At 45.4% G+C, this 23432-nt stretch carries 26 protein-coding genes; 12 read left to right on the forward strand and 14 right to left on the reverse strand.

Going from position 1 to position 23432, the window contains the following annotated elements:
• Window positions 1–74 precede the first annotated feature (74 nt).
• Together H6F98_RS09335 and H6F98_RS09340 are read right to left on the reverse strand one after the other, a co-directional pair.
• Entirely contained in the window at window positions 75–1013 is a 939-nt protein-coding gene (locus H6F98_RS09335) for a hypothetical protein (RefSeq protein ID WP_192218400.1), read from the reverse strand.
• Window positions 1014–1187: 174 nt separating this feature from the next.
• On the reverse strand, window positions 1188–2006 hold the full coding sequence (locus tag H6F98_RS09340; RefSeq protein WP_192218401.1) for a type 1 glutamine amidotransferase: 819 nt from the start codon (window positions 2004–2006) through the stop codon (window positions 1188–1190).
• 240 nt (window positions 2007–2246) lie between these two features.
• Between H6F98_RS09340 and H6F98_RS09345 the strand changes: the two genes are divergently transcribed.
• The gene (locus H6F98_RS09345; RefSeq protein WP_192218402.1) at window positions 2247–2822 is read left to right on the forward strand and encodes a Uma2 family endonuclease; all 576 of its coding nucleotides are present in this window, start codon (window positions 2247–2249) and stop codon (window positions 2820–2822) included.
• A 22-nt stretch (window positions 2823–2844) separates the two neighbouring features.
• Here the strand turns inward: H6F98_RS09345 and H6F98_RS09350 are convergent, their stop codons facing one another.
• On the reverse strand, window positions 2845–4188 hold the full coding sequence (locus H6F98_RS09350; RefSeq protein WP_199348386.1) for a Mur ligase family protein: 1344 nt from the start codon (window positions 4186–4188) through the stop codon (window positions 2845–2847).
• Between the two features lie 225 nt (window positions 4189–4413).
• Here H6F98_RS09350 and H6F98_RS09355 point away from each other — a divergent pair, with 225 nt between their 5' ends.
• The 9 genes from H6F98_RS09355 (at window position 4414) to H6F98_RS09395 (ending at window position 13655) form a co-directional block, all read left to right on the forward strand.
• Window positions 4414–4854 (forward strand): thioesterase family protein, encoded by a 441-nt coding sequence (locus H6F98_RS09355; protein ID WP_192218403.1) that lies wholly within the window; start codon window positions 4414–4416, stop codon window positions 4852–4854.
• Between the two features lie 189 nt (window positions 4855–5043).
• A complete protein-coding gene (locus tag H6F98_RS09360) occupies window positions 5044–5418 on the forward strand; it encodes a hypothetical protein (RefSeq protein ID WP_192218404.1) in 375 nt (124 codons plus the stop codon).
• 432 nt (window positions 5419–5850) lie between these two features.
• Window positions 5851–6234, forward strand: a complete 384-nt coding sequence (locus H6F98_RS09365) for a P-II family nitrogen regulator (RefSeq protein ID WP_242058454.1) — start codon at window positions 5851–5853, stop codon at window positions 6232–6234.
• Between the two features lie 363 nt (window positions 6235–6597).
• Window positions 6598–7542: an ABC transporter ATP-binding protein gene (locus H6F98_RS09370; RefSeq protein ID WP_242058455.1), complete on the forward strand. Its 945-nt coding sequence runs from the start codon at window positions 6598–6600 to the stop codon at window positions 7540–7542.
• Between the two features lie 54 nt (window positions 7543–7596).
• Window positions 7597–8376, forward strand: coding sequence for an ABC transporter permease (locus tag H6F98_RS09375; RefSeq protein ID WP_192218406.1), 780 nt, complete (start codon window positions 7597–7599; stop codon window positions 8374–8376).
• A 268-nt stretch (window positions 8377–8644) separates the two neighbouring features.
• Entirely contained in the window at window positions 8645–9394 is a 750-nt protein-coding gene (locus H6F98_RS09380; protein ID WP_199348387.1) for an HAD family phosphatase, read from the forward strand.
• Between the two features lie 125 nt (window positions 9395–9519).
• Window positions 9520–11910, forward strand: coding sequence for a glycoside hydrolase family 65 protein (locus tag H6F98_RS09385; RefSeq protein ID WP_192218408.1), 2391 nt, complete (start codon window positions 9520–9522; stop codon window positions 11908–11910).
• Between the two features lie 264 nt (window positions 11911–12174).
• Complete coding sequence (locus H6F98_RS09390; RefSeq protein ID WP_199348388.1) at window positions 12175–12960, forward strand: class I SAM-dependent methyltransferase; 786 nt, start codon at window positions 12175–12177, stop codon at window positions 12958–12960.
• A gap of 371 nt (window positions 12961–13331) precedes the next feature.
• Window positions 13332–13655 (forward strand): hypothetical protein, encoded by a 324-nt coding sequence (locus H6F98_RS09395; RefSeq protein WP_192218409.1) that lies wholly within the window; start codon window positions 13332–13334, stop codon window positions 13653–13655.
• 22 nt (window positions 13656–13677) lie between these two features.
• Here H6F98_RS09395 and hisIE read toward each other — a convergent pair whose 3' ends face one another.
• Window positions 13678–14328 (reverse strand): bifunctional phosphoribosyl-AMP cyclohydrolase/phosphoribosyl-ATP diphosphatase HisIE, encoded by a 651-nt coding sequence (hisIE, locus tag H6F98_RS09400; RefSeq protein WP_192218410.1) that lies wholly within the window; start codon window positions 14326–14328, stop codon window positions 13678–13680.
• A 431-nt stretch (window positions 14329–14759) separates the two neighbouring features.
• Complete coding sequence (locus H6F98_RS09405) at window positions 14760–14948, reverse strand: ChaB family protein (RefSeq protein ID WP_192218411.1); 189 nt, start codon at window positions 14946–14948, stop codon at window positions 14760–14762.
• A 106-nt stretch (window positions 14949–15054) separates the two neighbouring features.
• Here H6F98_RS09405 and hemL point away from each other — a divergent pair, with 106 nt between their 5' ends.
• Window positions 15055–16353, forward strand: coding sequence for a glutamate-1-semialdehyde 2,1-aminomutase (gene hemL / locus H6F98_RS09410; RefSeq protein WP_192218412.1), 1299 nt, complete (start codon window positions 15055–15057; stop codon window positions 16351–16353).
• A gap of 119 nt (window positions 16354–16472) precedes the next feature.
• Here the strand turns inward: hemL and H6F98_RS09415 are convergent, their stop codons facing one another.
• Window positions 16473–16949: a cupin domain-containing protein gene (locus H6F98_RS09415; protein WP_192218413.1), complete on the reverse strand. Its 477-nt coding sequence runs from the start codon at window positions 16947–16949 to the stop codon at window positions 16473–16475.
• 98 nt (window positions 16950–17047) lie between these two features.
• Between H6F98_RS09415 and H6F98_RS09420 the strand changes: the two genes are divergently transcribed.
• Window positions 17048–17383, forward strand: a complete 336-nt coding sequence (locus H6F98_RS09420) for a helix-turn-helix domain-containing protein (RefSeq protein ID WP_192218414.1) — start codon at window positions 17048–17050, stop codon at window positions 17381–17383.
• 285 nt (window positions 17384–17668) lie between these two features.
• Here H6F98_RS09420 and H6F98_RS09425 read toward each other — a convergent pair whose 3' ends face one another.
• The 8 genes from H6F98_RS09425 to H6F98_RS09460 form a co-directional block, all read right to left on the reverse strand.
• On the reverse strand, window positions 17669–18145 hold the full coding sequence (locus H6F98_RS09425) for a YidH family protein (protein ID WP_192218415.1): 477 nt from the start codon (window positions 18143–18145) through the stop codon (window positions 17669–17671).
• 109 nt (window positions 18146–18254) lie between these two features.
• Window positions 18255–18749, reverse strand: a complete 495-nt coding sequence (locus H6F98_RS09430; RefSeq protein ID WP_192218416.1) for a YajQ family cyclic di-GMP-binding protein — start codon at window positions 18747–18749, stop codon at window positions 18255–18257.
• A 170-nt stretch (window positions 18750–18919) separates the two neighbouring features.
• Window positions 18920–19345, reverse strand: a complete 426-nt coding sequence (locus tag H6F98_RS09435) for an MAPEG family protein (protein WP_192218417.1) — start codon at window positions 19343–19345, stop codon at window positions 18920–18922.
• Window positions 19346–19348: 3 nt separating this feature from the next.
• Entirely contained in the window at window positions 19349–19852 is a 504-nt protein-coding gene (locus H6F98_RS09440; protein ID WP_192218418.1) for a DNA recombination-mediator protein A, read from the reverse strand.
• Window positions 19853–20004: 152 nt separating this feature from the next.
• Window positions 20005–21021: a sulfate/molybdate ABC transporter ATP-binding protein gene (locus H6F98_RS09445; protein WP_192218419.1), complete on the reverse strand. Its 1017-nt coding sequence runs from the start codon at window positions 21019–21021 to the stop codon at window positions 20005–20007.
• A gap of 517 nt (window positions 21022–21538) precedes the next feature.
• Window positions 21539–21766: a hypothetical protein gene (locus H6F98_RS09450; RefSeq protein ID WP_192218420.1), complete on the reverse strand. Its 228-nt coding sequence runs from the start codon at window positions 21764–21766 to the stop codon at window positions 21539–21541.
• A 78-nt stretch (window positions 21767–21844) separates the two neighbouring features.
• Complete coding sequence (locus H6F98_RS09455; protein WP_192218421.1) at window positions 21845–22453, reverse strand: hypothetical protein; 609 nt, start codon at window positions 22451–22453, stop codon at window positions 21845–21847.
• Window positions 22454–22634: 181 nt separating this feature from the next.
• Window positions 22635–23198: a thylakoid membrane photosystem I accumulation factor gene (locus tag H6F98_RS09460; protein ID WP_242058456.1), complete on the reverse strand. Its 564-nt coding sequence runs from the start codon at window positions 23196–23198 to the stop codon at window positions 22635–22637.
• Window positions 23199–23432: the final 234 nt, after the last annotated feature.

Consider the following 23432-nt stretch of genomic DNA (forward strand, 5'->3'; position numbering starts at 1 on the left):
TTCTACTTCAAAAATGTCTTGAGTTATTTCTGGAGGTTGTTATAGAACTCAACACAAAAAAGAACTTGCTCTGACTATGGCTTCTTCTCTAGGGGTACAAACTCTTTAGTCTTTGGTGAGTATTTCCACGCAATTCCCTCTGGGTCTCGACTTTGACTCCATTCTGAAAAATCAGGGTCAGATTTACGTTTACCAACGGTACTCGAATGAACGTCAAGCCGTTTCGCAAGTTCGGCTTGAATGAGAGATTGAGAAATTTGTTGCTCGTTGTCAGGTGTATCTGCCCACAAGTCCTCTTTTTCGCTTGCTGGCTCCGTTTGTTCCAGCTTATGGTGTTCCACTGGTTTGGGGTCTGCCTTAATTTCATCGGCAGGGGGAGTAGTTTCTAGGGGCTGAGGTTCTTTTTCGGCTGGAGATTCTAGTGGCTGATGCTCTTTTTCGGCTGGGGGTTCTGGAGTTTCTACTGGCTGAGGCTCTTTTTCCGCTGAAGGTTCTGGAGATTCGATAAGCTCACTAGGAGAGGATTCGCTTTGAGGCGGACTCGACACCTTTTGACTCAAGAGTTCCATCAGCTTTGGACGTTGACTGCCTAACGATTCATCCTCTGGCTCAACAGTTGGTTCACTCTCCTCGAACATACTACCGAGAGCGCTTGCTGTGAGGAAGTAATAGACAGTGCCTTTATCTTCGTAGACTTGACGCTGGGCACCGAATTCTTCGGCTTTTTTATCAAGGTAGCGCGTTGCTGCTGGTGCCGATATGCCAGCTTTTAGGTGTAAGTCCATCACTGTCAGACAGCCCTGGTTTTCTTTAATTAGCTGGTTGAAGTAGGGGTTAACTTGCTTACTCCACTGCTTCCATTGATATTGCTGCCAAACTTGAAAACAAATGCTGAAGATGAGTAGTGCCAGCAGTGCTGGCCAAGCCTTGAACAGGAGGACAATCAAAAACGCGATCGGGAGTATAAGAATGAGTAGGTTATTTGCACTGCTATCGATTACTTTTCCAGTCATGTCCCTGCTTGCGAATTTATTCTATGGCAAACCATCTTAATAATTGCAAAGATTGTGGTCGATGATTGATAACGGGGCGTGAGATTAGATAAACGCAACATTTCTGCTCATCCCTAAGAGCTGGCACAAGCAGCAACTACAGCCTATGGGAGTTTTAGTGATGAGTAGTTTATTTCAACAGTGTAGGGGTTCTTTAATCAGGTGGGTAAGGGCGAGGCGTTTAAACATTGCATTCCGTGCTTGTATTGCCAAAGTATCATCCAAAGGTTTCAGTGGAACGGGGGTTTGATACTTTTGAGTTAGAGCAGTCTGGATGAGCCAATCAGCGACAAAGGGATTTTTTGGTAAGAGAGGCCCATGAGAATAAGTAGCGATCGCATTTCGATAAACTGCCCCTTCTGTACCATCCTCTCCATTATTTCCATACCCTTTCACAACGCGACCCAGTGCTTCTACATTCCCTAAGAAAGTTCGACCCCCATGATTTTCAAAGCCAATCACTATCGGTTTCGTTCCTAGCGTCGCTTCTAAGTCTTGTGCTAAGGGTGATGCTGTTAGCTCAAAGACAACATTGCCAATGCAACGACGAGAATCGGCTCCAGGATGCTTGCTCACCATATCAAATAACCCTAAGCCTTCAATCCGCTGACCTATTGCCGGTTCGTAGTAGTGACCTAGCAATTGCGGTGCGCCACAGGTAAATACGCCTGGTGTCCCCGCTTCGATTTTTTCACGTAATGTGTCGGCTTTGATGCCCCGGAGGTCGCGCATAACGATTTCCTGTTGCCTATCTTGGGCACCACCGCCCATTAAGATATCAACGTTGTGGATTTCGGCAGTAGGGGCTTGCTCGTCAAGAGAGATGATTTTGACGCTGATTCCTCGCCATTGAGCACGTTGTTGCAAACAGATGACATTACCGCGATCACCATAGGTACTCATCAGATTAGGATAGAGCCAGCCTATTGTTAGTTCTAGTTGTTGAGGATTCATCACCATCAATTAATTTCTTGAATTCTTCAAGGCTGACCTGACTGCCTCAGAATAATTTAACCACTCTACCAAACGAAGAGTTTATGTTCTATGCAGAAAAACTCTAGTTTCATGGATAGGGAAGTGACGACCGAAAGTTGTCTGCCTTGTAGCCCAATAAGCTGGACGAGAAGCGATCGCTTTTACTGAGCCAACCCCGTCATACGCTACGCTACAGTTAGCGAGATTCTTAGGTAATCGATGACCGCCCTTATCCTCAACTTAAGCCCCACTATTGAGCTAACCGATGAACAGTTCTTCCAACTCTGTCAGAACAATCGGGATTTGCGCCTGGAGCGCACAGCAGAGGGAGAATTAATCATTATGCCACCAACGGGATGGGAAAGCGGGAACCGAAACAGTAGACTGACGCAGCGCTTAGCCAATTGGACAGATGCTGATGGCACAGGTTTAGCTTTTGACTCTTCAACGGGTTTTAAGCTCCCCAATGGTGCAAACCGTTCTCCTGATGCATCCTGGGTGAGTCTGGAATGGTTAGAAGCTCTGAATCCAGACCCTACTAGATTCCTGCCTATGGCTCCGGATTTTGCTGTCGAGTTGCGCTCTGCCTCTGATAGCTTGAAGACAGTGCAACAGAAAATGCAGGAGTACATGGACAACGGTGTACGTCTAGGCTGGCTGATTGACCCTCAAAATCAACGGGTGGAAATTTACAGATTAGGGCAGGATATTGAAGTTCTAGAATCTTCCACTAGCTTGTCTGGAGAGGATGTGCTGCCTGGATTTGTCCTAGACTTGGCACAGATTTTGAACTAGGTGACTTACGATTGACAGCAAATTATAAAATCTGACGACCTGTCAGCAATCCCCGCACTTCCAGCATGGCAGAGTAAGTCGGCAAAATGTGTAGGGTTTCATTGGCAGGAGTGTGTTCCAAGGCAGTAGCGATCGCTTCTTTTAAGTCTTCTTTCACAATTAACTTGAAGTTATTTTGCCCGTCAGTCTCGCTGTAGCGTAGACGTAGTGCCATATCATAAACGCGATCGCCACTCACTACAACTGTTCCCCCCGACGCTACTAGCTTCTCAGTATCGACATCCCAAATCCAAGAAACATCAGTACCATCTGGTGTTCGATCATTGAGTACCAGCAGCTTTGTTGAAGCCCCTCCATTTTTTTGGATATCATTCACTGCTCTGATGGTTTCGTTCATCCCTACAGGATTTTTCGACAGCAGAATCCGCACATGCTTACCGTTAACATCCAATTCCTCAGCACGTCCAAAAGCAGCGCGGAAGTTCTTAACGGTGTCGTAGATAGTAGGGATATCAATGCCAATTTCCTTGGCGACTAACCCCGCCGCAAGCGTGTTGTATTTGTTATAAATGCCAATCAAAATTTGCGGCCATTCCCGGCTATCAACAGCTAGCTGACTTTTGCTAAAACCACAACTAGGACAGTGGTAATCCCCTAAGTGCGACAGGTAAACACCTTTATAGTCCAAGGGATGCCCGCAACTGGGACAATAAATCGAATCTACAGCGTGGGGAATCTCATCAAGGTAAGCCTCTGGTTCACTCAATCCAAAGAATAAGACTTTTTGAGGGAGTTGCTGACCGAGGCGCGAGAGAGTCGGGTCATCGGCGTTCAGAATCACCACTGTATCAGTCGGGAGAGGCGCAATTGCTTTTTGCCATCTCTGGCTTATCGTATCAACTTCCCCATATCGGTCTAGCTGGTCACGAAACAGATTTAACCCCAAGATGAACTGAGGCTGACAAGAGCGCAATACTAAGGGCAATACATTCTCATCCACTTCCAAAATCGCGTAGTCAGCATCAAGTTGCCCAATCAAACTCGTATTGTCTAGTAGTGCTGTGACCAACCCGTTAATCAAATTAGCGCCCGTGGCATTATGGGCAACTCGCCACCCCTGACGCTCAAGAATTGTCCGCAAAAGGAGAGAGGTTGTTGTTTTGCCATTCGTCCCAACGATGAGAATCACCCCTCGCCTTACCTGCCCAAATAGTAACGGCAGCACTTTCGGCTGAAGACGACGTGCCATATCTCCTGGCAGCACACTCGCCGCCCCTAGGCGAAGTAACCGCACAAGAGAGGTTACCGTTTTTGCTGCGCCAACAGAGACGCCTAACCGCAATCTATCGATAATTGATATGCTCAACTCTGTACTCCTGCTTGGGCAACACAGTCTCTACGCTTTTAGCGTCTTACTGCTATTTACTCACCTGTTTATTGATCGTCAGCATTCTACACTACCCAGCTAGTTGGTACAGAGATTCTGTCTACGGCTTTTCAGGAAGAATTCAGTGGGGAGTAGGGAATAGACAAGAGTAGCAACAGATAATCTAACGGTGGAAAGCGAATAAATAGAAAAGACCAAATTCAGATGCAACGATTCACCACCAAGCTACGTGTGAGATACCACGAAATGGACGCTTTAGGACACGTCAACAACGCCGTGTATCAGCATTACCTAGAGCAAGCAGCTATTGAACATTCAGAACATCTTGGCTTTAACCATCAGAAATACCGGGAACTGGGTGGTGTCTTCGTTATGCGGCGGGTGGAAATTGATTACCTTCGTCCAGCCGTTGCGGGTGATACGTTAGAGGTGACAACTTGGTTACAACAACTGCGGGGACCGCGTGCAATTCGGCGTTACGAAATCCGCAAACAAGGTGAAGAGCAACTGCTAGTAACGGCTGAGGTGTTATGGGTTTGGGTTGATACCCAAGCAATGCGCCCACGGGCAATTCCTCGTCAGTTGCTTGATGTGTTTAACCAAGCGAATCAGTCAGACTCAATGCAGCAAACATTGAGAAATTAGTATTGTCTGCCATAGTAATAATCTGTAACTCTCAATACAGCTTGAATGTATCTTCCGGAAGAAGGTCTGTTGTCGCCAGACCCGTAGGATGTCTTTGAGGACGGCGCGTGATGTTTGTGAGAATCGCGATCGCGTCTTTCTTCGTTTGTGCTTGTAGTGCAGAATCCTACGAAATTTAAGGAGATTTACATGCAGCGGATTTTTTCAGCAATTGGGCAAGCTTTTGCTAAGCGCATTTTGCTTTTTACTCTTATGAGTTTGCTAAGCCTATCAGGTCTATTTGTTTTTGCTAATCAACCTGCTTTAGCAGATAAACCCTTGAATAGTCCGTCGAAGGCAGAGGAAACAATCGATCGCGCCTATACGTTGAGTGAAGGAACGGGGCTTAAAGAAGAGGCTCGACAAGAAGCTTACGAGGAAGCCACTGAAGCACTCAACGACCCTAAAGGTCTGGATAAGATTTATGAGGAAGATTTGAAGGAATTTAGAAAAGAAAATCCAGGTGAGAATGCTTTAGTTGAAGGAGCAAAAGACCTAGTTGATAAGGTCACTGGCAAGGAATAAGCGTCAGTCAACGATTAGAGATGCCCTTTTTGTGCAATAGTGTATCTCTAAGGCTTAAAATGAAGGGTCTAGTACAAGAAGGCAGAAGGTAGAAGGCATAGGGCAGAAGGCAGAAAGGCTTAGACTTTCTACTTTTGGCTCCGTTGTTAACTAGTCACTTAATTTTTGCCGCGCTGCACTAGTGTGATCAAGTTATGCCTAGAGTCAAGTAAGCTACTACTCTTATCGGTAGGTTCTATCAATTAGAACGGGAGCCTGCCTCTAAGAGCAACCCTTCTTGTAGGGGCGTTATGTCTTGCGCCCCTGTAGAATGTTACAAAAAGCTACAACAGAATTAGGCTTTCAGAACATTGAAACCACTTTGCCAACAGCATTAGTATTCATACACCCAAAGCTAGTTTGTCAAAAGGTCTTATCAACTCTAAAGAAGCGTTGACAATACCATTTTGGCAACAGAGTTCTCTCAACTACCTCAACAATCTCAAACCAACAAAAGTGGAGTTCCCAATGCCCCCCGAAGTCGCCCCAGTTCAAACCGCCGTGCTACTCACCATAATTGCTGAAACCGTCCTAAGAGACCCAATCGTTAAATTATTTAAACACAATAACGTAAGCGGATATACCATTAATCAAGTGCAGGGTGAGGGTAGCCATGGCAAACGCATGGGAGACATGGCAGGCTACAACACCAATATTGAAATCAAGACTCTTGTGTCACGAGAAGTATCTGATTCCATCCTTTGGTCAGTAAAAGACTATCAGGGCAAGCACGCCATAATTGTCTTCCGACAGGATGTAGAAACCTTGGCTGATTAATCGGGTTTTGAGAGCTTTTCATTCATTAGAGTTTGAAGTTTGCAAGTTAATTTTTTATAGTCTTAAGCGATTATCACTTCACCCAATTGGGTGAACCAGTTGGATGAAGTAAATTAGCGATCGCTCATTGTATCGTTGGGGTTACTTAAGCCTGAGCAGGTGAAACTTTGCCTGCTCATTCTAGTAACTCTCATCTTTGTTGTACCTGACTTAAGCAATGAGCTTGGACTTGAGTCAAAGGTAGACGATGAGCTTGGCTAAATCACTGAACAACTCGGCTATTTGACAAAAATACAAATCAGACTACAATTTGTATTACATGGCATTCAAGAGCCAAAGCGAATAGTTAATCGCTATAAAACTATGAGACTTGCATCTAAAAGCCAAATTGCAGAACCTATGGCGCTGACTGCCTATGATTTGTGGAAAACCTATGGTCAAAGGCAGGTAGTTCAAGGCGTTAACTTTACTCTTAATCCCGGAGAAATTCTTGGTCTTCTTGGCCCTAATGGCGCAGGGAAAACAACAACGGTGGGAATGTTGTATGGGGCAGTGATTCCCAGCCGAGGTTTTGTCGAACTGGGAAAAAATCAGGTACAAGCTCAAGGACGAATAGCTCGTGCCTCTATGGGAATTGTTACTCAAGAAGACAATCTTGACCCGGATTTTACGGTATTTGAGAACTTGGTTCACTTTGCCCATCATTACCGCATTGTTGGCAAAGCAGCACGGAACCTCGCGGGTGAATTACTTGCACAGGTGGGATTGCAAGATTATGCCAGCAATCGTGTTGATGAACTTTCAGGCGGGATGAAGCGGCGTTTAGTTCTCGCACGAGCGATGATAAATAGTCCGCAAGTCGTGTTTTTGGATGAACCGACAACTGGACTCGATCCGGATGCGCGACAGGACTTTTGGCGACTGGTATCGCAGCTAAAGCAGAATGGATGTGGGGTGTTGTTAACGACTCACTACATGGATGAAGCACAACGATTATGCGATCGCCTTATCTTACTCCAGCAAGGCAAGATGATTGACGAAGGTACCCCAGAAGAACTGATTGAGCGAACAGTTGGTCGAGAAGTGGTAGAAATTGAGGGCATCAATGAAGAAACACTCCAACAGCTAGCCAATGGTGCAAGAACTTGGTACAGACCCTTTGGTAGCAGCTACTTAATAGGATTACCAATAGACAATCCCCAACCACTGTGGGAACAGCTAAGTGGCATTGCACCCGAACGCCTAACCCGTCGTCGCACCAATTTAGAAGACGTATTCTTACGACTGACAGGCACATCACTCGACTAACGTTGATTCCTTATTGGAAACCCAACAACCAATAACCAATAACTAATAACCAGTATGAAAGGCATCTCAATAACACCTTGGGGAGTCTACTCTGTTTGGCATCGCCACGCCAAAGTTTATCAAAAGACCTGGCTCGTCAACAGTCTACTACCCCTATCAGAACCACTGATTTATCTTGTTGCCTTTGGGTATGGGTTGACTCCGCTTATAGGGGATGTTCCATACAATGGCCAAACTATTGAATATTTAGAATTTCTGGCACCAGGAATGATTGCAATTGGAGTACTGTTCCAATCATTTTTTGAAGGCTCTTTCGGTAGCTTCTTTCGCCTAAGCTATCAAAAAACTTGGCAAGGCTTGCTTACAGCACCCTTGACTTTCACTGAAGTATTCTTAGGTGATTGGCTGTGGGCAACAACCAAGGGTACAATTGCAGGTCTTCTAACTGGATTAGTTGCCGTAGTCTGGGGACTCTACTCCGGATGGCACTTACTCATATCTTTCCCCTTAATTGTTTTGGGCAGTATGCTATTTGGTGCCATGGGGCTGTTCACAGCAGGAACCGTGCGTACTGTCGATCACATTAATGTGCCGATTTTCTTGTTCGTTATTCCGATGTTCACCCTCTGTGGCACCTACTTTCCCCGCGACACTCTACCATCCTTGTTAGGTTCTGTTGCTGCTATGTTACCCCTAGCGTCCCTCGTTGACTTATTACGTTGGCCGTTGGGATTACCTTCGTTTTGGTTCTTCCAGTTAATCTGGTTGCTGTTGTGGATTGCTGCCTTTTCCGTGTTGGCTTGGCGGCAGATTTATCCTCACTTATTCCGGTAAAACAGGTCATTGAACAATCAGCATTTTTAGAGAAAAGGTGAATCTACAAGGGAAAATCCTTCTCCCTTCCCTTTAACCTTTTTCCTATGAATGTCTATTACAGATTAAATGCGTCACAGCTTAAGCGATCGCTTATTAAGTTGTAGTCCCAACGCGACTGAGGGTAGAGGCAAGCATGGTGCATAAAACTCACAATCGAGAGTAGGCAGTGATAGATTGCTGCTCAGTGAGATGCTGGGACTAGTTTGACGATAGGAGAATGAAGAGAGTGAGCCAGTTCAACTCATCCATCACTTCGAGTCAGTTTGATGCTGTCTTATTTGATTTAGATGGTGTAATTACCGCAACCGCGAAGGTTCATGCTGCTTGCTGGAAACAGGTATTTGATGGGTTTCTAAAGCAACGGGCTGAAAAGACCAATGAACCCTTTCAACCCTTCGATATCCAGAATGACTACAAGCTGTATGTTGATGGAAAAATGCGGTATGTCGGCGTTCAAAGTTTTTTGGAATCGAGAGGAATTCAGTTGCCCTATGGAGAGCTATCTGATCCTCCGGGTTATGAGACGGTTTGTGCCCTTGGTAATTCCAAGGATGTTTTTTTTGACCAAGTACTTCATTCAGAAGGGGTTGAGGCATACGAAGGATCGGTTGCTCTCATCCGTCATTTGAGCGATCAAGGGTTCAAATTAGCGGTTGTGTCATCAAGTCACCATTGCAAAGCTGTTCTTAAGCTGACTGGAATCGATCACCTGTTTGATGTTGTCGTTGATGGCAATCTAGCCGATCAATTGCACTTAGCAGGAAAACCTGCCCCAGATGCTTTTCTTTTGGGGGCAAAACAACTTGAGGTTGAACCAAAGCGATCTGTTGTCTTTGAGGATGCAATTGCTGGTGTTCAAGCAGGTCACGCCGGTGGATTTGGACTCGTGGTTGGGGTCGATCGCAAAGGAGATCCTGAGGCGCTGCAAAAAAATGGGGCGGATATCGTTGTCCAGGATTTAAGTGAGCTACTTTAACTGAGAATTAAGGACAATTAAGGTTCACGGGATTGTTACTAGCCTGCGGTGTTACGTCAGTCTGAGTTCAAACGTATCACTACTTGAAGAAGCTATCAGGAAGTCATTAATCAGGTTGAAAATAAATGCAATACCATAAACCTTTAATTCCTCCAAAATATATTTATCCCCCCGATCCTTGGCGGTGGGTTGAAAAGCAATTCAATCCAAAACTCCTGGTACAAATGGAAACCTTGTTTTCAACAGCAAATGGTTACTTGGGGATGCGAGGAGTATTTGAGGAAGGCACTCCCGTTGGACAAAATGGCACCTTTATCAATGGCTTTTATGAATCCTGGCCCATCGTCTATGCAGAGGAAGCTTATGGCTTTGCTAGAACAGGACAAACTATTGTAAATGCCACCGACAGCAAAATTATTAGACTGTACGTCGATGATGAACCGTTTGACCTACCGATGGCGAATCTGCTCAAGTTTGAGCGGGCACTTGATATGCAAAACGGGACACTCGATCGCGAAGTTCTTTGGCAAACGCCGTCTGGCAAGCAAGTATCGATTCGATCACGCCGACTCGTTTCCTTTGAACATCGGCACTTGGCAGCGATTTGTTATGAAGTAACTATCCTCAACGCCAAAGCACCGATTGTCATCTCCTCAGAAATGCACTACAACGCTTCTGCTCGTGCCAGTGAAGGCGATCCTCGTCTCGCCAAGGGCTTTAAAGAGCGGGTTTTGTTATCTCAGCAGCACTGGGTTAAGGATCGGCGGATCGTACTGAGTCACATCACGAGAAACAGCCGGATGACGTTAGCTTGTGGTGTCGATCATGAATTTGAAACGAAATCGCCTTACTTTTATGACAGCCAGTGTTCGGAAGACGATGGCAAGGTCGTTTTCTCGGTAGATGCCCAACCTGGCGTCCCAATTCGGTTAGTCAAGTACATGACGTATCACACCTCTGACCATTTTCCAGCACAAGAGTTGTGCGATCGAGCCGGACGCACCCTTGATCGCGCTCTTGTTCATGGTTTTGACGATTTGCTTGCAAGCCAACGACAGTACCTGGATGATTTTTGGTATCGCAGCGACCTCAAAATTGATGGTGACCCGCACGATCCCAGTGATACAACAGAATTGATGCAGCAAGTGCTACGCTTCAATTTATTTCACGTTCTTCAAGCATCTGCGCGATCGGAAGGAGGAGGCGTTCCAGCGAAAGGACTCACGAGTCATGCTTATGAAGGCAATTACTTCTGGGACATGGAGATTTATCTCCAGCCGTTTTTGACTTATACCGCTCCCCGAATTGCTAAGAACCTATTGCTATTTCGCTACAGCATCCTAGATAAGGCACGACAGCGAGCAAGGGAAGTTAACCAAGACGGCGCACTATTTCCCTGGAGAACCATCAATGGAGAAGAAGCTTCTGCTTACTATGCGGCAGGCACGGCTCAATATCACATCAATGCAGACATCATCTATGCCTTGAAAAAGTATATTAACGCGACTGGGGATGAAGAATTTCTCCTCAATGAAGGCGCAGAGATGTTGGTTGAGACGGCTCGGATGTGGTACAGCCTTGGATTTTGCTCAAATCGAGTCGCAGGTCAATTCTGCATTCATGGCGTTACGGGACCTGATGAGTACAACGCTGTGGTGAATAACAACACCTACACCAACTTGATGGCACGCGAAAACCTCTGGTATGCAGCAAACACCGTTGAGATGCTGCGCGATCGCCATCCAGACAGGTTCATTGCTTTAGTCGATAAGACCAAACTAGAACTTTCTGAAGTTGAAAATTGGAGGAAGGCAGCGGATAATATGTATCTGCCTTTCGATGAACGATTAAAGATTCACATCCAGCACGATGGCTTCCTGGACGAAAAAGTCTGGGATTTTGAGAATACGCCTGCTGATAAATATCCATTACTCCTACACTTTCATCCCTTGGTGATTTATCGACATCAAGTGATTAAGCAAGCCGATATTGTGCTGGCAATGTTTTTATTAGGCAATGAGTTTTCACCGGAACAGAAGCGACGTAACTTTGACTATTACGATCCATTGACTACAGGAGATTCCTCCCTTTCTGTCTCGATTCAGAGCATTGTTGCCGCTGAAATTGGTTATTTGGAGAAGGCGGTCGAATATGCCAAATATGCTGTGCTGATGGACTTAGGGGATGTGGCGGGTAACGTGAAGCATGGCTGCCATATCGCGGCGATGGGAGGAACCTGGATGGTAGCCGTTTATGGATTTGCAGGTATGCGAGATTACAACGGTCACTTATCGTTCCATCCAAAACTGCCTGAGACAGTTAAACGTCTACGATTTCCCTTAACGATTCAAGGACAGCGATTAGAGGTTGATATTCAAGAAGAAACAGCAACCTATTTGCTGCGGCAAGGAACTCAGTTAGCGATCGCTCATCAAGGTAAAGATATTCAACTCCTTGAGGGAATGCCAGTGACGGTAGAACTGAAACCCGTACTTGAGGCTAAGGGTGAACGCTAGACAGTCCTATTAAGCTAACGCGCATTGAAATTGCAATGTCTACTGATGGGAACAAAGGTTAAGGGGAAGGGATAAAGGTTTGTCCCTTTCACCTTTCCCCTTTCCCCCCCCCAAAACCGATTAGTTTAATATGCAGTTTAGATACACAACAGCTTACCAAAATCAGCAAGTTGCGATAGATAATTAGCTAATCATCTGTCTGAGTCTAGGATTTTCAATCTTTACCAGCCTCGCTGTCAGGGAGTTGACCAAGGAGAGCTAATCTTGAGTATTTCTTTTGATCGGGTTGCTAGCATCTACGATGCCACAAGGGGTTTACCAGAATCAGTGTCTGAACAAGTAACGGAGTGTATATTACGCATCGTCTCAGCTACACCAGACACAAAGTTTTTTGAGCCAGGGATAGGTACAGGACGAATTGCTGTACCACTGATACAGAAGGGATATTCTTACACAGGTGTTGATATCTCAGAGAAGATGATGGACGAGTTGAGGTGCAAGGTGGAAGGTCTTCCGAATAACCTGACTTTGCTGAAGGCTAATGCGACATCGCTTCCCGTTGAGGACAATTGCTTTGATGTAGCGCTGACTGTACATCTACTTCATTTAGTTCCTGCTTGGCGAGCGGTGCTTGCCGAAATCCGTCGGGTACTGAAGCCAGACGGTGTTTTCTTACACTGTCATAGCAGTGCAAGCTTCTCTGGATACGACATCTTTGAAAAGCAGTGGAAAACAATACTTCAGCAGCATGAATTTCCCTTAGCACGGTACGGCGCAACTGAAGCAGAGGTAATGGAGGTGCTAACTGAACAGGGTGGAATGTTAGAAAAGGTAACAGCGGCTGAATGGAATAGTAGTCGCACAGTTGGGGAGTTACTTTACACTTATCAAGGCAGGTTCTTCAGTTCTTCTTGGCAAATCCCGGATAATATTTTTTCTCAGGCCATACAGGAACTTAAAGATTGGGCATTGAGAACTTACGAATCCCAGGAGACGGTTATTTATTCTAATAGCAGATTTGAGTTAACTGTGGCGCGTCATTGGTCATAAGGCAAGCTGCAATAAGCTAATCGGCATTTCAATTCATTATCGAGGAGACAAGGCAGAGGGCAGAGGAACTTGCGTAGACAGCGAGGAAAACAAAAAAGCTGATAGCTGATAGCTGATAGCTTTCTGCCATGAATGCACATTAGCTAAGACTTTTGCTCAAACTGGCTAGGTCTTGGCATAATAATTGTGTGTATGTATGTATACTAAGTGCCTTAATAGAAGCTCCATCATTATGGAGATAGGAGAGAAGTTTGATAATGGTAAGTTTCGAGTGATTTAGTTGTATTTCAGTCACCCCGCTTTTTAATTAAGGAGGGGTGTTTTCCTTTGAATTATTTGGCTATTACTTCTAAGACATACGACTATTCATTATGATCGAATTTTGTACTAACAACGAACCTAATCCTGGAGACTTAGTTAAACTGGATAAGATAAATAAAGATAGCAAGGAGACAGCCAAAGCTCGTAAGGTAAAGCCTTCGGCTATGACTCTTGTTATCAAGCACCTGCTAGTACAACCTCATACGTCTGCTTCGTTAGTTCAAAAGATAGGGACATATAGCTCATCTCATATCAGCCACTGTTTGAGGAAATTGAAAAAGGCGGGGCTTATAGGTGCTGTTTGGGACTTTCAGAAAGTCGGTCTAGTTTATTACAACCTTAAATTAGAGAAGGATGAGCAAGCAAATGAGTAGAGGAGAAAAGTAACCAACTGAGTTAGCGCCGACGTTCTTGCAATTTGCGATAAACGTCTCGCAGTTCAACCTTATGGTGAGCTAAGGCAACCAAGCTGTGGTATAGCAAATCGGCAACTTCACTGGCGATCGCATCCTTGTCATCATCTTTACAAGCCATCACCACTTCTGCTGACTCTTCCCCAATTTTTTTCAGAATCTTGTTATCACCACCTGCAAAAAGCTTACAGGTGTAGGAACTCTCTACTGGATTATCTCGGCGATCGCATATCACCCCAAACACCTGAGATAAGGTATCTGCTGGTGGTGGAAGCTTTTCCCCATCGACTTGATGGAAACAGCTACGTTCACCTGTATGGCAGGCAATATCTCCAACCTGTTCAACGCTAACCAGTAGCGTATCGCTATCACAGTCGTAACGAAGCGATCGCACATATTGCAGATGACCTGAAGATTCCCCTTTATGCCACAGTTGGGAACGCGATCGGCTCCAAAACCATGTCTCACCAGTATCCAGAGTTTTCTGCAAGGATTCCTGATTCATCCACGCCATCATTAAAACTGTGCCATCCAAGTAATCCTGTACAATCGCAGGCACCAGTCCTTGTTCGTTATAGCGGATTTTGTCAACCGGAATGGCTTGGCTCAAAGCGTTGGGTTCAGCAGTAGGCATTGCAGTAGCTGTATTCTACTTGTTAAAAATACCATTTCCGTTGTGGATTTAAAGTGAGTGCTACAAATTGAACCAGCGTGATGCCTTCTAGAGCAGACCCTTGTTGCTGTCTCTAGCATCTAGTATTCAGATTGAGATAATTATTTCTTTGCCTACAGTCCCCGCTTATCGTGGCGGATTGGAAGTTAAGGGGGAGTGCTTGGCTGATTTAGGTCAGGTTTAAGAGTCGGTACGATTCGACAAATCTCTCAAGCCGTAATTGATTTGCCCGCAATATTTAAGATATACAGTCGAGTCTGTTTCTGACGAGTGAATGAAGCGTTGACGTAGTTTGGTAGGCTCTGATCAGGTAGCTCTTACCTTAGGGGTTAGTGCGATCGCACTTATCAATGAAAGATGGTGAACGAGACAATTGCCAGCTTACAGTAAGCTTAAACGAGGATACTCAAATCTCTAGCTAATTTCATTTTTACCGCACTAGCCGCAACTTTATGCGCCTTCGTTGCCTCTCCGTACCACTGAATTGTGGAGTTGTAAGCCGCCCGATACAAGTCTTGCGCCGCCTCGGATAAGCGATCGCGAATTTCTAAAGGCAAATCTTGATTTGTTTTATAAAACATAATCTCAATTTTTCTTGAATGGGATAATCATTTAATATAAGAGTTTTGAACTAAGCTTATCCCTGCCTACAGGTAGAGTTTTAGACATCCTTCTAAGGAGAGAACGTTGGTCAATACCACCATTAAAACGACCCAATCAGAAGAAATCTTTGCTGCCGCCCAAAAGCTGATGCCAGGAGGTGTGAATTCACCCGTCCGGGCATTCAAGTCAGTGGGAGGACAACCAATCGTCTTTGACCGAGTGAAAGGGGCATACATCTGGGATGTTGACGGTAACCAGTACATCGACTACGTGGGAAGTTGGGGGCCAGCTATTTGCGGTCATGCCCATCCGGAAGTGATTGCTGCCCTACACGATGCCCTGGAAAAAGGTACAAGCTTTGGCGCACCCTCAGCGCTGGAGAATGTTTTGGCATCAATGGTTATTGATGCCGTCCCTAGCATTGAAATGGTTCGGTTTGTCAACTCTGGCACCGAAGCCTGTATGGCAGTAATTCGCCTGATGCGTGCTTTTACCGGACGTGACAAAATCATCAAGTTTGAGGGCTGCTACCACGGACACGCAGATATGCTCTTGGTCAAAGCAGGTTCGGGTGTTGCCACATTGGGCTTACCCGACTCGCCTGGTGTGCCAAAATCTGCGACTAGCAACACAGTAACAGCTCCTTACAATGACCTTGAAGCGGTCAGAGCGATTTTTGAAGCACATCCAGAGGAAATTGCGGGTGTGATTCTAGAACCGATTGTTGGCAATGCGGGTTTTATTCCCCCTGATGCAGGTTTCTTAGAAGGCTTGCGGCTGCTGACTCAAGAAAATGGGGCATTGCTAGTTTTTGATGAAGTGATGACTGGCTTCCGGATTGCCTATGGCGGTGTACAAGAAAAGTTTGGTGTCACACCAGATTTGACAACTTTGGGCAAAGTTATCGGTGGTGGCTTACCCGTTGGTGCTTACGGTGGACGCAAAGACATTATGTCAATGGTTGCCCCGGCAGGCCCCATGTACCAAGCAGGAACACTTTCGGGTAATCCGCTAGCGATGACAGCAGGAATTAAAACGCTGGAATTGCTACAAAAACCAGGTACTTATGAGCAGCTAGACCGAATTACTAAAAAGCTATCAGATGGGCTGCTACAAGTTGCGAAGGAAACAGGTCATGCTGCCTATGGTGGGCAAATCAGTGGGATGTTTGGTTTGTTCTTCACAGGCGAACCTGTTCATAATTATGAGGATGCTAAGAAGTCTGATTTGAGTAAGTTCAGCCGTTTCCATCGTGGGATGTTAGAACACGGTGTTTATCTAGCACCCTCTCAGTTTGAGGCAGGGTTTACTTCCCTCGCTCACACGGATGAAGATATTGACCGCACGTTGGAAGCTGCACGGCAGGTTATGTCGAGTCTGTAACTCGATTAGGGATTTCGGCTTTACCTCGTAGCCGTTTTCGATTTAGGGCAATACTCTCAAGGGCGCACAGCCGTGCGCCCCTACAAGAGATTTGTATTTTATTGACTTGAAAAACACTTTTAAAGTTGTTCCTTGCCAACCCAACTCACCTTCTTTGGAACACCAAACCCATCTTGAATTGTGTGGTCTGCATAAGAACCAACCCGTGATTGAACTACAATCCAGCAAAGCTCCTCTACATCTGAGGTATTCCGTATACAGCGTTCTCCTTCAGGATCGACACGCACAACTGTACCCTCACCTACAGGAAAAACGCGATCGTCAACTTGGAAGTCGCCACTACCTCGAACAAAGATATAGATTTCCTCGTTCTGTCGGTGCTTGTGATAGAACGGAACGGACTTTTTAGAGGGGAGCTTGTTGAGGGAAATTTCAGCACTTGTGAGATTGAGAAGCTCTTTGAGAAATACCTTGCCTTCTAACTTGAGGGTATTTTCCGGAGCCTCAAAAGTGAATTGATGTAATTCTGAGAATTTACCCACATCAACGACAGCAAAGTTTTCTCCCATTTTTGGGGTTAGTTGCACTGTTGTCATGATTAGCCTTTTAGCTTTTAAGTTGCAAGTTGAAAGTTAATGTAACAGAGTAACTTGTAAAATGCAAGTAAGACTGACAAGGTTCCAAAAGTTGATCTATGCAAGAACGTCGTTCTCCATGTCCCATTGCCTGTACATTAGATTTAGTTGGCGATCGCTGGACGCTCTTGGTGATTCGGGACATGATGTTTTTCGGGAAGCAGCGATTTGAGGAGTTCTTGGAATCCCCTGAAGGAATTTCGACCAATATCCTGGCAAATCGCCTCAAATCTCTTGAGGAGATGGGTTTGATAGAAAAGCAGCCATACAGTAGCCATCCTCGTCGGATGAACTATCAACTAACGGAACGGGGGCAAAGTCTTCGTCCTGTACTAAAGACAATTATTGCTTGGGGGCAAAAGCATATTCCTGAAACGAGAGTTCCTAGCGAGTAATAGACCTCTTGCATAAATCCGAAAAACCCCTCCCCAGTCCTCCCCGAAACGGAGAGGGAGCAAGATTTCTTCCCCCCGCATCGGGGGAATTGAGGGGGGTTAATTTGACTTTTGCAAGAGACGACCATGAGCCTTTGCTCACGAACCTTGCGATGAAAATAGGATAGGAACGATTTAGCGTTGTTTCAGCCTCCATTTTCTAGATAGGTCTAATGCTGAGGCAACGTAATTGAAGCGGCTTGGCGAGGGCTAGCGTGTCTGTAGGATATTCGCTTCATGCTCTTCCTAGAGTTTAGTTTGACGCTTGAGGGTTGGTGGTAGAGACAGAAGCTTTTCAGGATGTCGCTCAGTGCGACTACTAGGGGAAGACGGAGTGTTAGGAGTCGAGTACTCTCGCCAGAGGAGAAAGGGGATGCTGAAGATACCCAGAAGGACTACAACTCCAGCAGTGAACCAAACCATTAGGCGGCTTGGTTTGTAGTTACCTTGCTCAATTTGCCAGAAGACTTGGTTGTAACGCCACACCGATAAGAGAATGACGATGATGCCGACAATCACCAAACCAAGTCCAGTGTTTTGAGAGTTGAGGAAGGAGGAAGTTGGGAGGTTTTGGCTGGTGACTGTGGTTTCCAGTTGACGCAGAAACAAACCAAAACGAGCGATCGCAAACCCAAATCCAATCAAAGCAATTGAGGTACGCAGCCAAGCTAAAAAAGTACGTTCATTCGCTTGATGCTCTCGCTGTCGGTCAATGTTTGACATCACAGTCTATGCCTTGTAGATGCCATGTCCTCAGAATAAGGAGCTTTAGGCGTTAGTGGAGCGGTTGGAAAAAGAGTATTACCCTGTACCAGTAAACTACCATTTCACTCTACCGATAGTTCGTAAATTGCAACGCCACAGGCAAATCTTCTTGCTTCAATCGCTGGATAACTAATTGCAAGTCATCTTTTGCTTTGCTAGAAACTCTCACAGCATCACCTTGGATTGAAGCTTGTGCCTTCTTACTGAATTCGTCTCGAATTAACTTGCTGATTTGTTTGGCGATTTCCTGGCTAATACCTTTTTTGAGCTTGATTTCTTGGCGAACGCGATTACCGCTTGCTGACTCAACTTTACCGTAGTCGAAGATTTTTAAGGAGAGGTTGCGTTTAGCAGCTTTGGTTTGAAGGATTGTTTGAATGGCATCTAGCGTGAATTCGCTATCGGTATTGACCGTAATAGCCTCATCACCTAACTCTAAAGTTGTCTTGGTGTCTTTTAGGTCGTAGCGGCTGTTGATTTCACGAACAGTTTGGTCTACCGCATTGACCAATTCTTGTCGGTCAAAATCACTGACAATATCAAATGAATAATTAGAAGCCATAAATCAAGAAGTTAAGGGCTATGGTCGATTAACTAACAACTAACAACCAACAGCTAAAAACTCAAGATGCGATCTGTGCTGACTCTTTCAGAGTCGCTTCGCTGTTTTCATACCCGAAGGGCTGTACGCAGCAACGCAACGCTCTCGCACCCATCTCTACAAAACTTAAATTAAAGCAATGTGGCTGGATTATTAGTACTGAGGAGGCTCAGGACAAAGAGAGTCCCACTACAAAGTGAGCCAATCGCAAACATGAGCGATCGCCCAAGGGGGATGTTAAAGATATAGAAGACCGAGTATAGCAATCGAGCAACAACAAACGCGATCGCAGATCCTGTTGCTAAAGACGAATTCTGACCTGTCACGTAAGCCATTAGTGCGGCCACTGCGAAAACAAGGAATGTTTCAAACGAGTTTTGATGTGCCCAAGTTGCTCGCTGGGCATAGGGCGGCAGTTTGTCAAACATCGCACGCGGAGCGCTCATGTCATAGCCCACACTAAGCCGATTGTAGGCTACAACGAGAAAAGGCAAATAAATCAATACGGCTGCTGCCGCAGTGCAGTATAGTAAAATCGCCGAACCGGGTTGATTCATGAATTAATCAAAATAAAACAAAGTGACAAGCTTACGTTGATCTTCCGCCTCTTCACAAGTTTTTAGCAAGGTTTTGCTGTCATGAAACGCGAAGCAAATGAGCTGCTGACACCGGGAAACAATTTCCTGGTTGCACAAAGCACTCGCCTCAGCCAGAGACATTTGATCATTTTCTGGGTTTTCTACTAAATGCATCACCTGTTGCAACTGCTCCCGTGATTCTCGTGGCTGACGCTCTAAGCTTTGAGGCAAAATTACCGTCAGTAAGCTAGGATCAGCCCGCATTGCACCTCGGATTGCCGCTGAGTTAGTGCCTGTTGCACCGGAAGTCATGAGACGATTGCCCTCTAGAACTAGGGCATAGCTCATCATCTCGATCAAATTTTGATGAGTAATAGGAACATGACGCGACCCCAAAAGAGCAATCCGCTTAGAGCCAGTTTGCTGAATAGTCGCAAGTTCTTGTGCCAGTGTATCGACGCCTGAGATGCCTACTGATTGAGTCAAAGATGCTAGCTTGGGCTGAACGACCCAGCTATTTTAGCAGAAGCCGCAGCTCTTGGGGCTGCCTGACTAATGTTTTGCTTGGTCAAGGCAGCAGTGGTGGAGTCGTGGATTTGATAATGACACCCTGATAGTCGTGTTTATTACGTGGTTCATCAAGTTAAGGCATAAACTGGGAAAGTTTTTGCCTCTTTGGGTTTGACAAAAACGTGCTGTCCCTGCTCCAACTCAAGTTGGTCAAAGCGATCGCGACTTAAGTGAGCTGTCACGATTTGACCTGACCCTAAAACTAACTCAACTTGGATTTCCCACCCTAGATGAATAATGCGAGCAACCTTGGCGGGTGCATAAGATTCACTGGGATTCGTTTGAATCAGAACATCATGGGGACGCAAAAATACTTCTGCTGAAGGAACAACTGAACCATTGTTTGCGAAAAGCGCTGCCGTACTCGGTAGAACATTCACCGGGCCAATAAAGCTCATGACAAACGGTGTTGCTGGGTTGTCATAGATTTCGGCTGGCGTACCTACTTGCTCGACTCTGCCTTTATTCATCACCACAAGTTCATCAGCGACTTCCATCGCTTCTTCTTGGTCGTGCGTAACAAACACTGTTGTCACACTGACTTCATCATGGAGATGTCGTAACCAAGCTCGTAATTCTTTACGAACTTTGGCATCTAGCGCCCCAAACGGTTCATCGAGCAGTAGAACTTTCGGTTGAACTGCCAGTGAGCGTGCTAAAGCAACCCGTTGCCGTTGACCACCAGAAAGTTGGGATGGATAGCGATCGCCTAAACCTTCTAACTGCACCAACTGCAAAAGTTCTTCCACTCGTGGACGAATCTGAGCTTTATTAACTTTACGAATCTCTAGAGGAAAGGCAATATTCTGACGGATGGTTAGGTGCTTAAACAGGGCATAGTGCTGGAAGACAAAGCCAATGTTGCGTTGCTGCACTGGCTGGTGAGTTGCATTTTCACCAGTGAGGTAGATTTGACCACTGTCAGGCGGCTCTAGTCCAGCAATCATCCGGAGTAATGTCGATTTTCCTGAACCCGATGGTCCCAATAGTGCGACAAGCGAGCCTCCTTTAATCTCCAAACTCACCCGATCAACAGCACGAAAGGAACCAAATTGTTTTGAAACGTCCTGAATCGTAATACTCATAGCTACCTTTTCGGAATTGATATCTCTTAAAGTACACTACATCCAGCGATTTACAGTAGTTTAAAAGCAATTTACTAATCAGGCTTCTCCCATAGGTTGCATCAAGAGTCACAAAGGTATAGCCATCAGCAGTCAGCTTTCAGCGGTCAGCTTTGGATCAGATCGGCTCTAGTTAAGGAATGCTCTTCTCCCCTTAATGTCCTAACATTCGTGCCCACTGCCATACCATTAAGAGGAAAGAAACTGAATCATTAATATTCACAGCAGTGAACTTGCTTTTTAGATCAGTTCATGTAATATTCTCTTTAATTTCCATTAAGTACGGTAACTCGACTCAGTTACTGTATTTTATAGAACTTAATAATAATCCTTGTCGCGCTCTGAAAATGTCGTGCTGAACACGTCTTGGACAGCACGACAGATGAGTCGGATATAACATTCAGATGCTGGCTAATTGTCCCAGACAGATGAAGACTCCGGAAGTATTGGTGGACGATCGCATTCCCATAGGGGTTTGCTATTGGTGTTGCTCGACCAAATTCTTCAAGTAAGAATGTGCTTGTTCGGGTGAAAGCAGAAAAAACTGACCATTACACAGAATTTCGTACTTTCCTCCATGAAAACCATGTCCAGAAATTAGACCTTTTTTGACTGCCTGATTGCCAAGCTTGGTTAATTCCTCAATACCAAACGATTCTCGACCCGTTGGTCTATTGAGAATTTGTTCTTGGTTATTCTCGTCCATCTCCACCTGCTCCTTCCTTCTCTATTGATGTAGGGTGCGACTTTTCCCCTACCAAAAGCATCGACCTTAACGTAGATATCAACCAATCGGACGCTTGCCGGGATTCACGGCATGAATATATTCACTCCCCGATGTCGGCCATCCCTGCTTGTAAGAGGCTTCCTCCGGTTTTCCCCAGCCTAACTGCAAGATAACTTCCAAAAACGTAGAATTGCCATGTTGAAAAAGATTTGCCCATTCTGTTCTATACGCGATCGCTCCGACATCATCAGGCATAATCTGCCGAAACTCTTTGCCTGTAGTGATACTTAAGTACAAGTCCATGCCCAGTGTAACGTTGCCCCAGAAAGCCACAATTGAATCCTTAGCCGCCTTTAATATTTCCAAGTCACTCTTAAGTGCCATTAGCTGCTCATCAACAACGGGGTAACGCAACGTCTGCCCCTTCAGTGTCAGCTGCCGCCAGATAAGGCCAGAGACTTGATGTTGCTGTTGATAACGATGAACAGCCGCTTTAAAGTCTCGATAGGCACTAAACTTTTGAATGCCGTCCGGTTTCAAAAATCGGTCAATCAAAGGATTACCAGACGCTGAAGCGGCAAGATTAAGGCGCTGCCCATTCATACAGGCGCGACGCTCATCTGCCAAAATTTTGATTAGCTCCTCTGTGCTGTAAACCTCTGACATCAGCACACCTATTAGATTGAACTTAAAGACAGATTAACGCGAGTAGAAAGAGAGAGGGAGTAATTAGCGTGAATTTAACTAACAACATAAACGGCTTGGTAAAAAAAGTAATGTCCTTTTACCGTTCACCTTTCCCCCTTCTCCTGAAGTTCACGTCAACCTGATAAGTCAAACCTAAGCCTTATTTCCCGTTTGTTAGCTCACTACTAAACTCATTGATTTGCCGTCGTCTTAGCTCAACTGATTCCTCACGAGGCAGTAAGTCAAAGACTTGTCGAAATACATCATCTACCCGTTCAAAGGATACTTGTCCCGTCTCATTCAGAACTACCTTACCCTTCTGGTCAATGAGTACAGTTTGGGGAACCAACCCTTCGTAATAGTAGCCTGGTTCTGTCGGTTCATAGCTAGACTTTAAGAGTAGCCTGTCAACGTTAACGGCAATAAAATTTGCTGCTCGTCCATAAGGAGCTTGGAGCCGCGAGACAACTGGGGCAAATTGCTTACAATCCTTGCTGTCATCAACATAGAACACCAACAGCGCTGGTTTCTCCTGTTTTAGGGAGTCTGCCAATGTCACTCGTGGCGGGACGATAGAACCATTCCCGGCATAAAGGCCAAAGATGTTGCCATCAAATCGGTCATCATCTAGTCCGGCTAGAGCTGGTGGTGTCCCTAACACTAGCAGACAACTAAAAATTACCACGAGACTCAATAAGCAACCGGACACTAAACGCTTTGCCATGTGATGAGTGGTAAAAAATCTGATTGGAAATCGTAACAAGTTAAAGCTCATCTCTAAGTAACTGTGAAACCACACAACAAAACCCTGAAAATTCCTCTTTTCCACTCCCCATTCCCTATTTTTAAGCAATGCGACTATTGGCACAGTAACATCTGAAGCCAACCGAATGAACTACCGCACGCAACACCATTAAGCCTGAAGTTCTCATTTTAACGCCCTGCTTGCTTCCAGCCG

Origin of the sequence: Microcoleus sp. FACHB-SPT15, from assembly GCF_014849525.1 — a bacterium.
Classification (GTDB): Bacteria; Cyanobacteriota; Cyanobacteriia; order Cyanobacteriales; family Coleofasciculaceae; genus Symplocastrum; species Symplocastrum torsivum.

Bases quoted from the DNA above. Each gene is read 5' to 3' on its own strand.
- H6F98_RS09335 (WP_192218400.1), bottom strand. From the start codon at position 1,013: ATGACTGGAAAAGTAATCGATAGCAGTGCAAATAACCTACTCATTCTT.
- H6F98_RS09340 (WP_192218401.1), bottom strand. From the start codon at position 2,006: ATGAATCCTCAACAACTAGAACTAACAATAGGCTGGCTCTATCCTAAT.
- H6F98_RS09345 (WP_192218402.1), top strand. From the start codon at position 2,247: ATGACCGCCCTTATCCTCAACTTAAGCCCCACTATTGAGCTAACCGAT.
- H6F98_RS09355 (WP_192218403.1), top strand. From the start codon at position 4,414: ATGCAACGATTCACCACCAAGCTACGTGTGAGATACCACGAAATGGAC.
- H6F98_RS09360 (WP_192218404.1), top strand. From the start codon at position 5,044: ATGCAGCGGATTTTTTCAGCAATTGGGCAAGCTTTTGCTAAGCGCATT.
- H6F98_RS09370 (WP_242058455.1), top strand. From the start codon at position 6,598: ATGAGACTTGCATCTAAAAGCCAAATTGCAGAACCTATGGCGCTGACT.
- H6F98_RS09375 (WP_192218406.1), top strand. From the start codon at position 7,597: ATGAAAGGCATCTCAATAACACCTTGGGGAGTCTACTCTGTTTGGCAT.
- H6F98_RS09385 (WP_192218408.1), top strand. From the start codon at position 9,520: ATGCAATACCATAAACCTTTAATTCCTCCAAAATATATTTATCCCCCC.
- H6F98_RS09395 (WP_192218409.1), top strand. From the start codon at position 13,332: ATGATCGAATTTTGTACTAACAACGAACCTAATCCTGGAGACTTAGTT.
- hisIE (WP_192218410.1), bottom strand. From the start codon at position 14,328: ATGCCTACTGCTGAACCCAACGCTTTGAGCCAAGCCATTCCGGTTGAC.
- H6F98_RS09405 (WP_192218411.1), bottom strand. From the start codon at position 14,948: ATGTTTTATAAAACAAATCAAGATTTGCCTTTAGAAATTCGCGATCGC.
- H6F98_RS09415 (WP_192218413.1), bottom strand. From the start codon at position 16,949: ATGACAACAGTGCAACTAACCCCAAAAATGGGAGAAAACTTTGCTGTC.
- H6F98_RS09420 (WP_192218414.1), top strand. From the start codon at position 17,048: ATGCAAGAACGTCGTTCTCCATGTCCCATTGCCTGTACATTAGATTTA.
- H6F98_RS09425 (WP_192218415.1), bottom strand. From the start codon at position 18,145: ATGTCAAACATTGACCGACAGCGAGAGCATCAAGCGAATGAACGTACT.
- H6F98_RS09430 (WP_192218416.1), bottom strand. From the start codon at position 18,749: ATGGCTTCTAATTATTCATTTGATATTGTCAGTGATTTTGACCGACAA.
- H6F98_RS09435 (WP_192218417.1), bottom strand. From the start codon at position 19,345: ATGAATCAACCCGGTTCGGCGATTTTACTATACTGCACTGCGGCAGCA.
- H6F98_RS09445 (WP_192218419.1), bottom strand. From the start codon at position 21,021: ATGAGTATTACGATTCAGGACGTTTCAAAACAATTTGGTTCCTTTCGT.
- H6F98_RS09450 (WP_192218420.1), bottom strand. From the start codon at position 21,766: ATGGACGAGAATAACCAAGAACAAATTCTCAATAGACCAACGGGTCGA.
- H6F98_RS09455 (WP_192218421.1), bottom strand. From the start codon at position 22,453: ATGTCAGAGGTTTACAGCACAGAGGAGCTAATCAAAATTTTGGCAGAT.
- H6F98_RS09460 (WP_242058456.1), bottom strand. From the start codon at position 23,198: ATGGCAAAGCGTTTAGTGTCCGGTTGCTTATTGAGTCTCGTGGTAATT.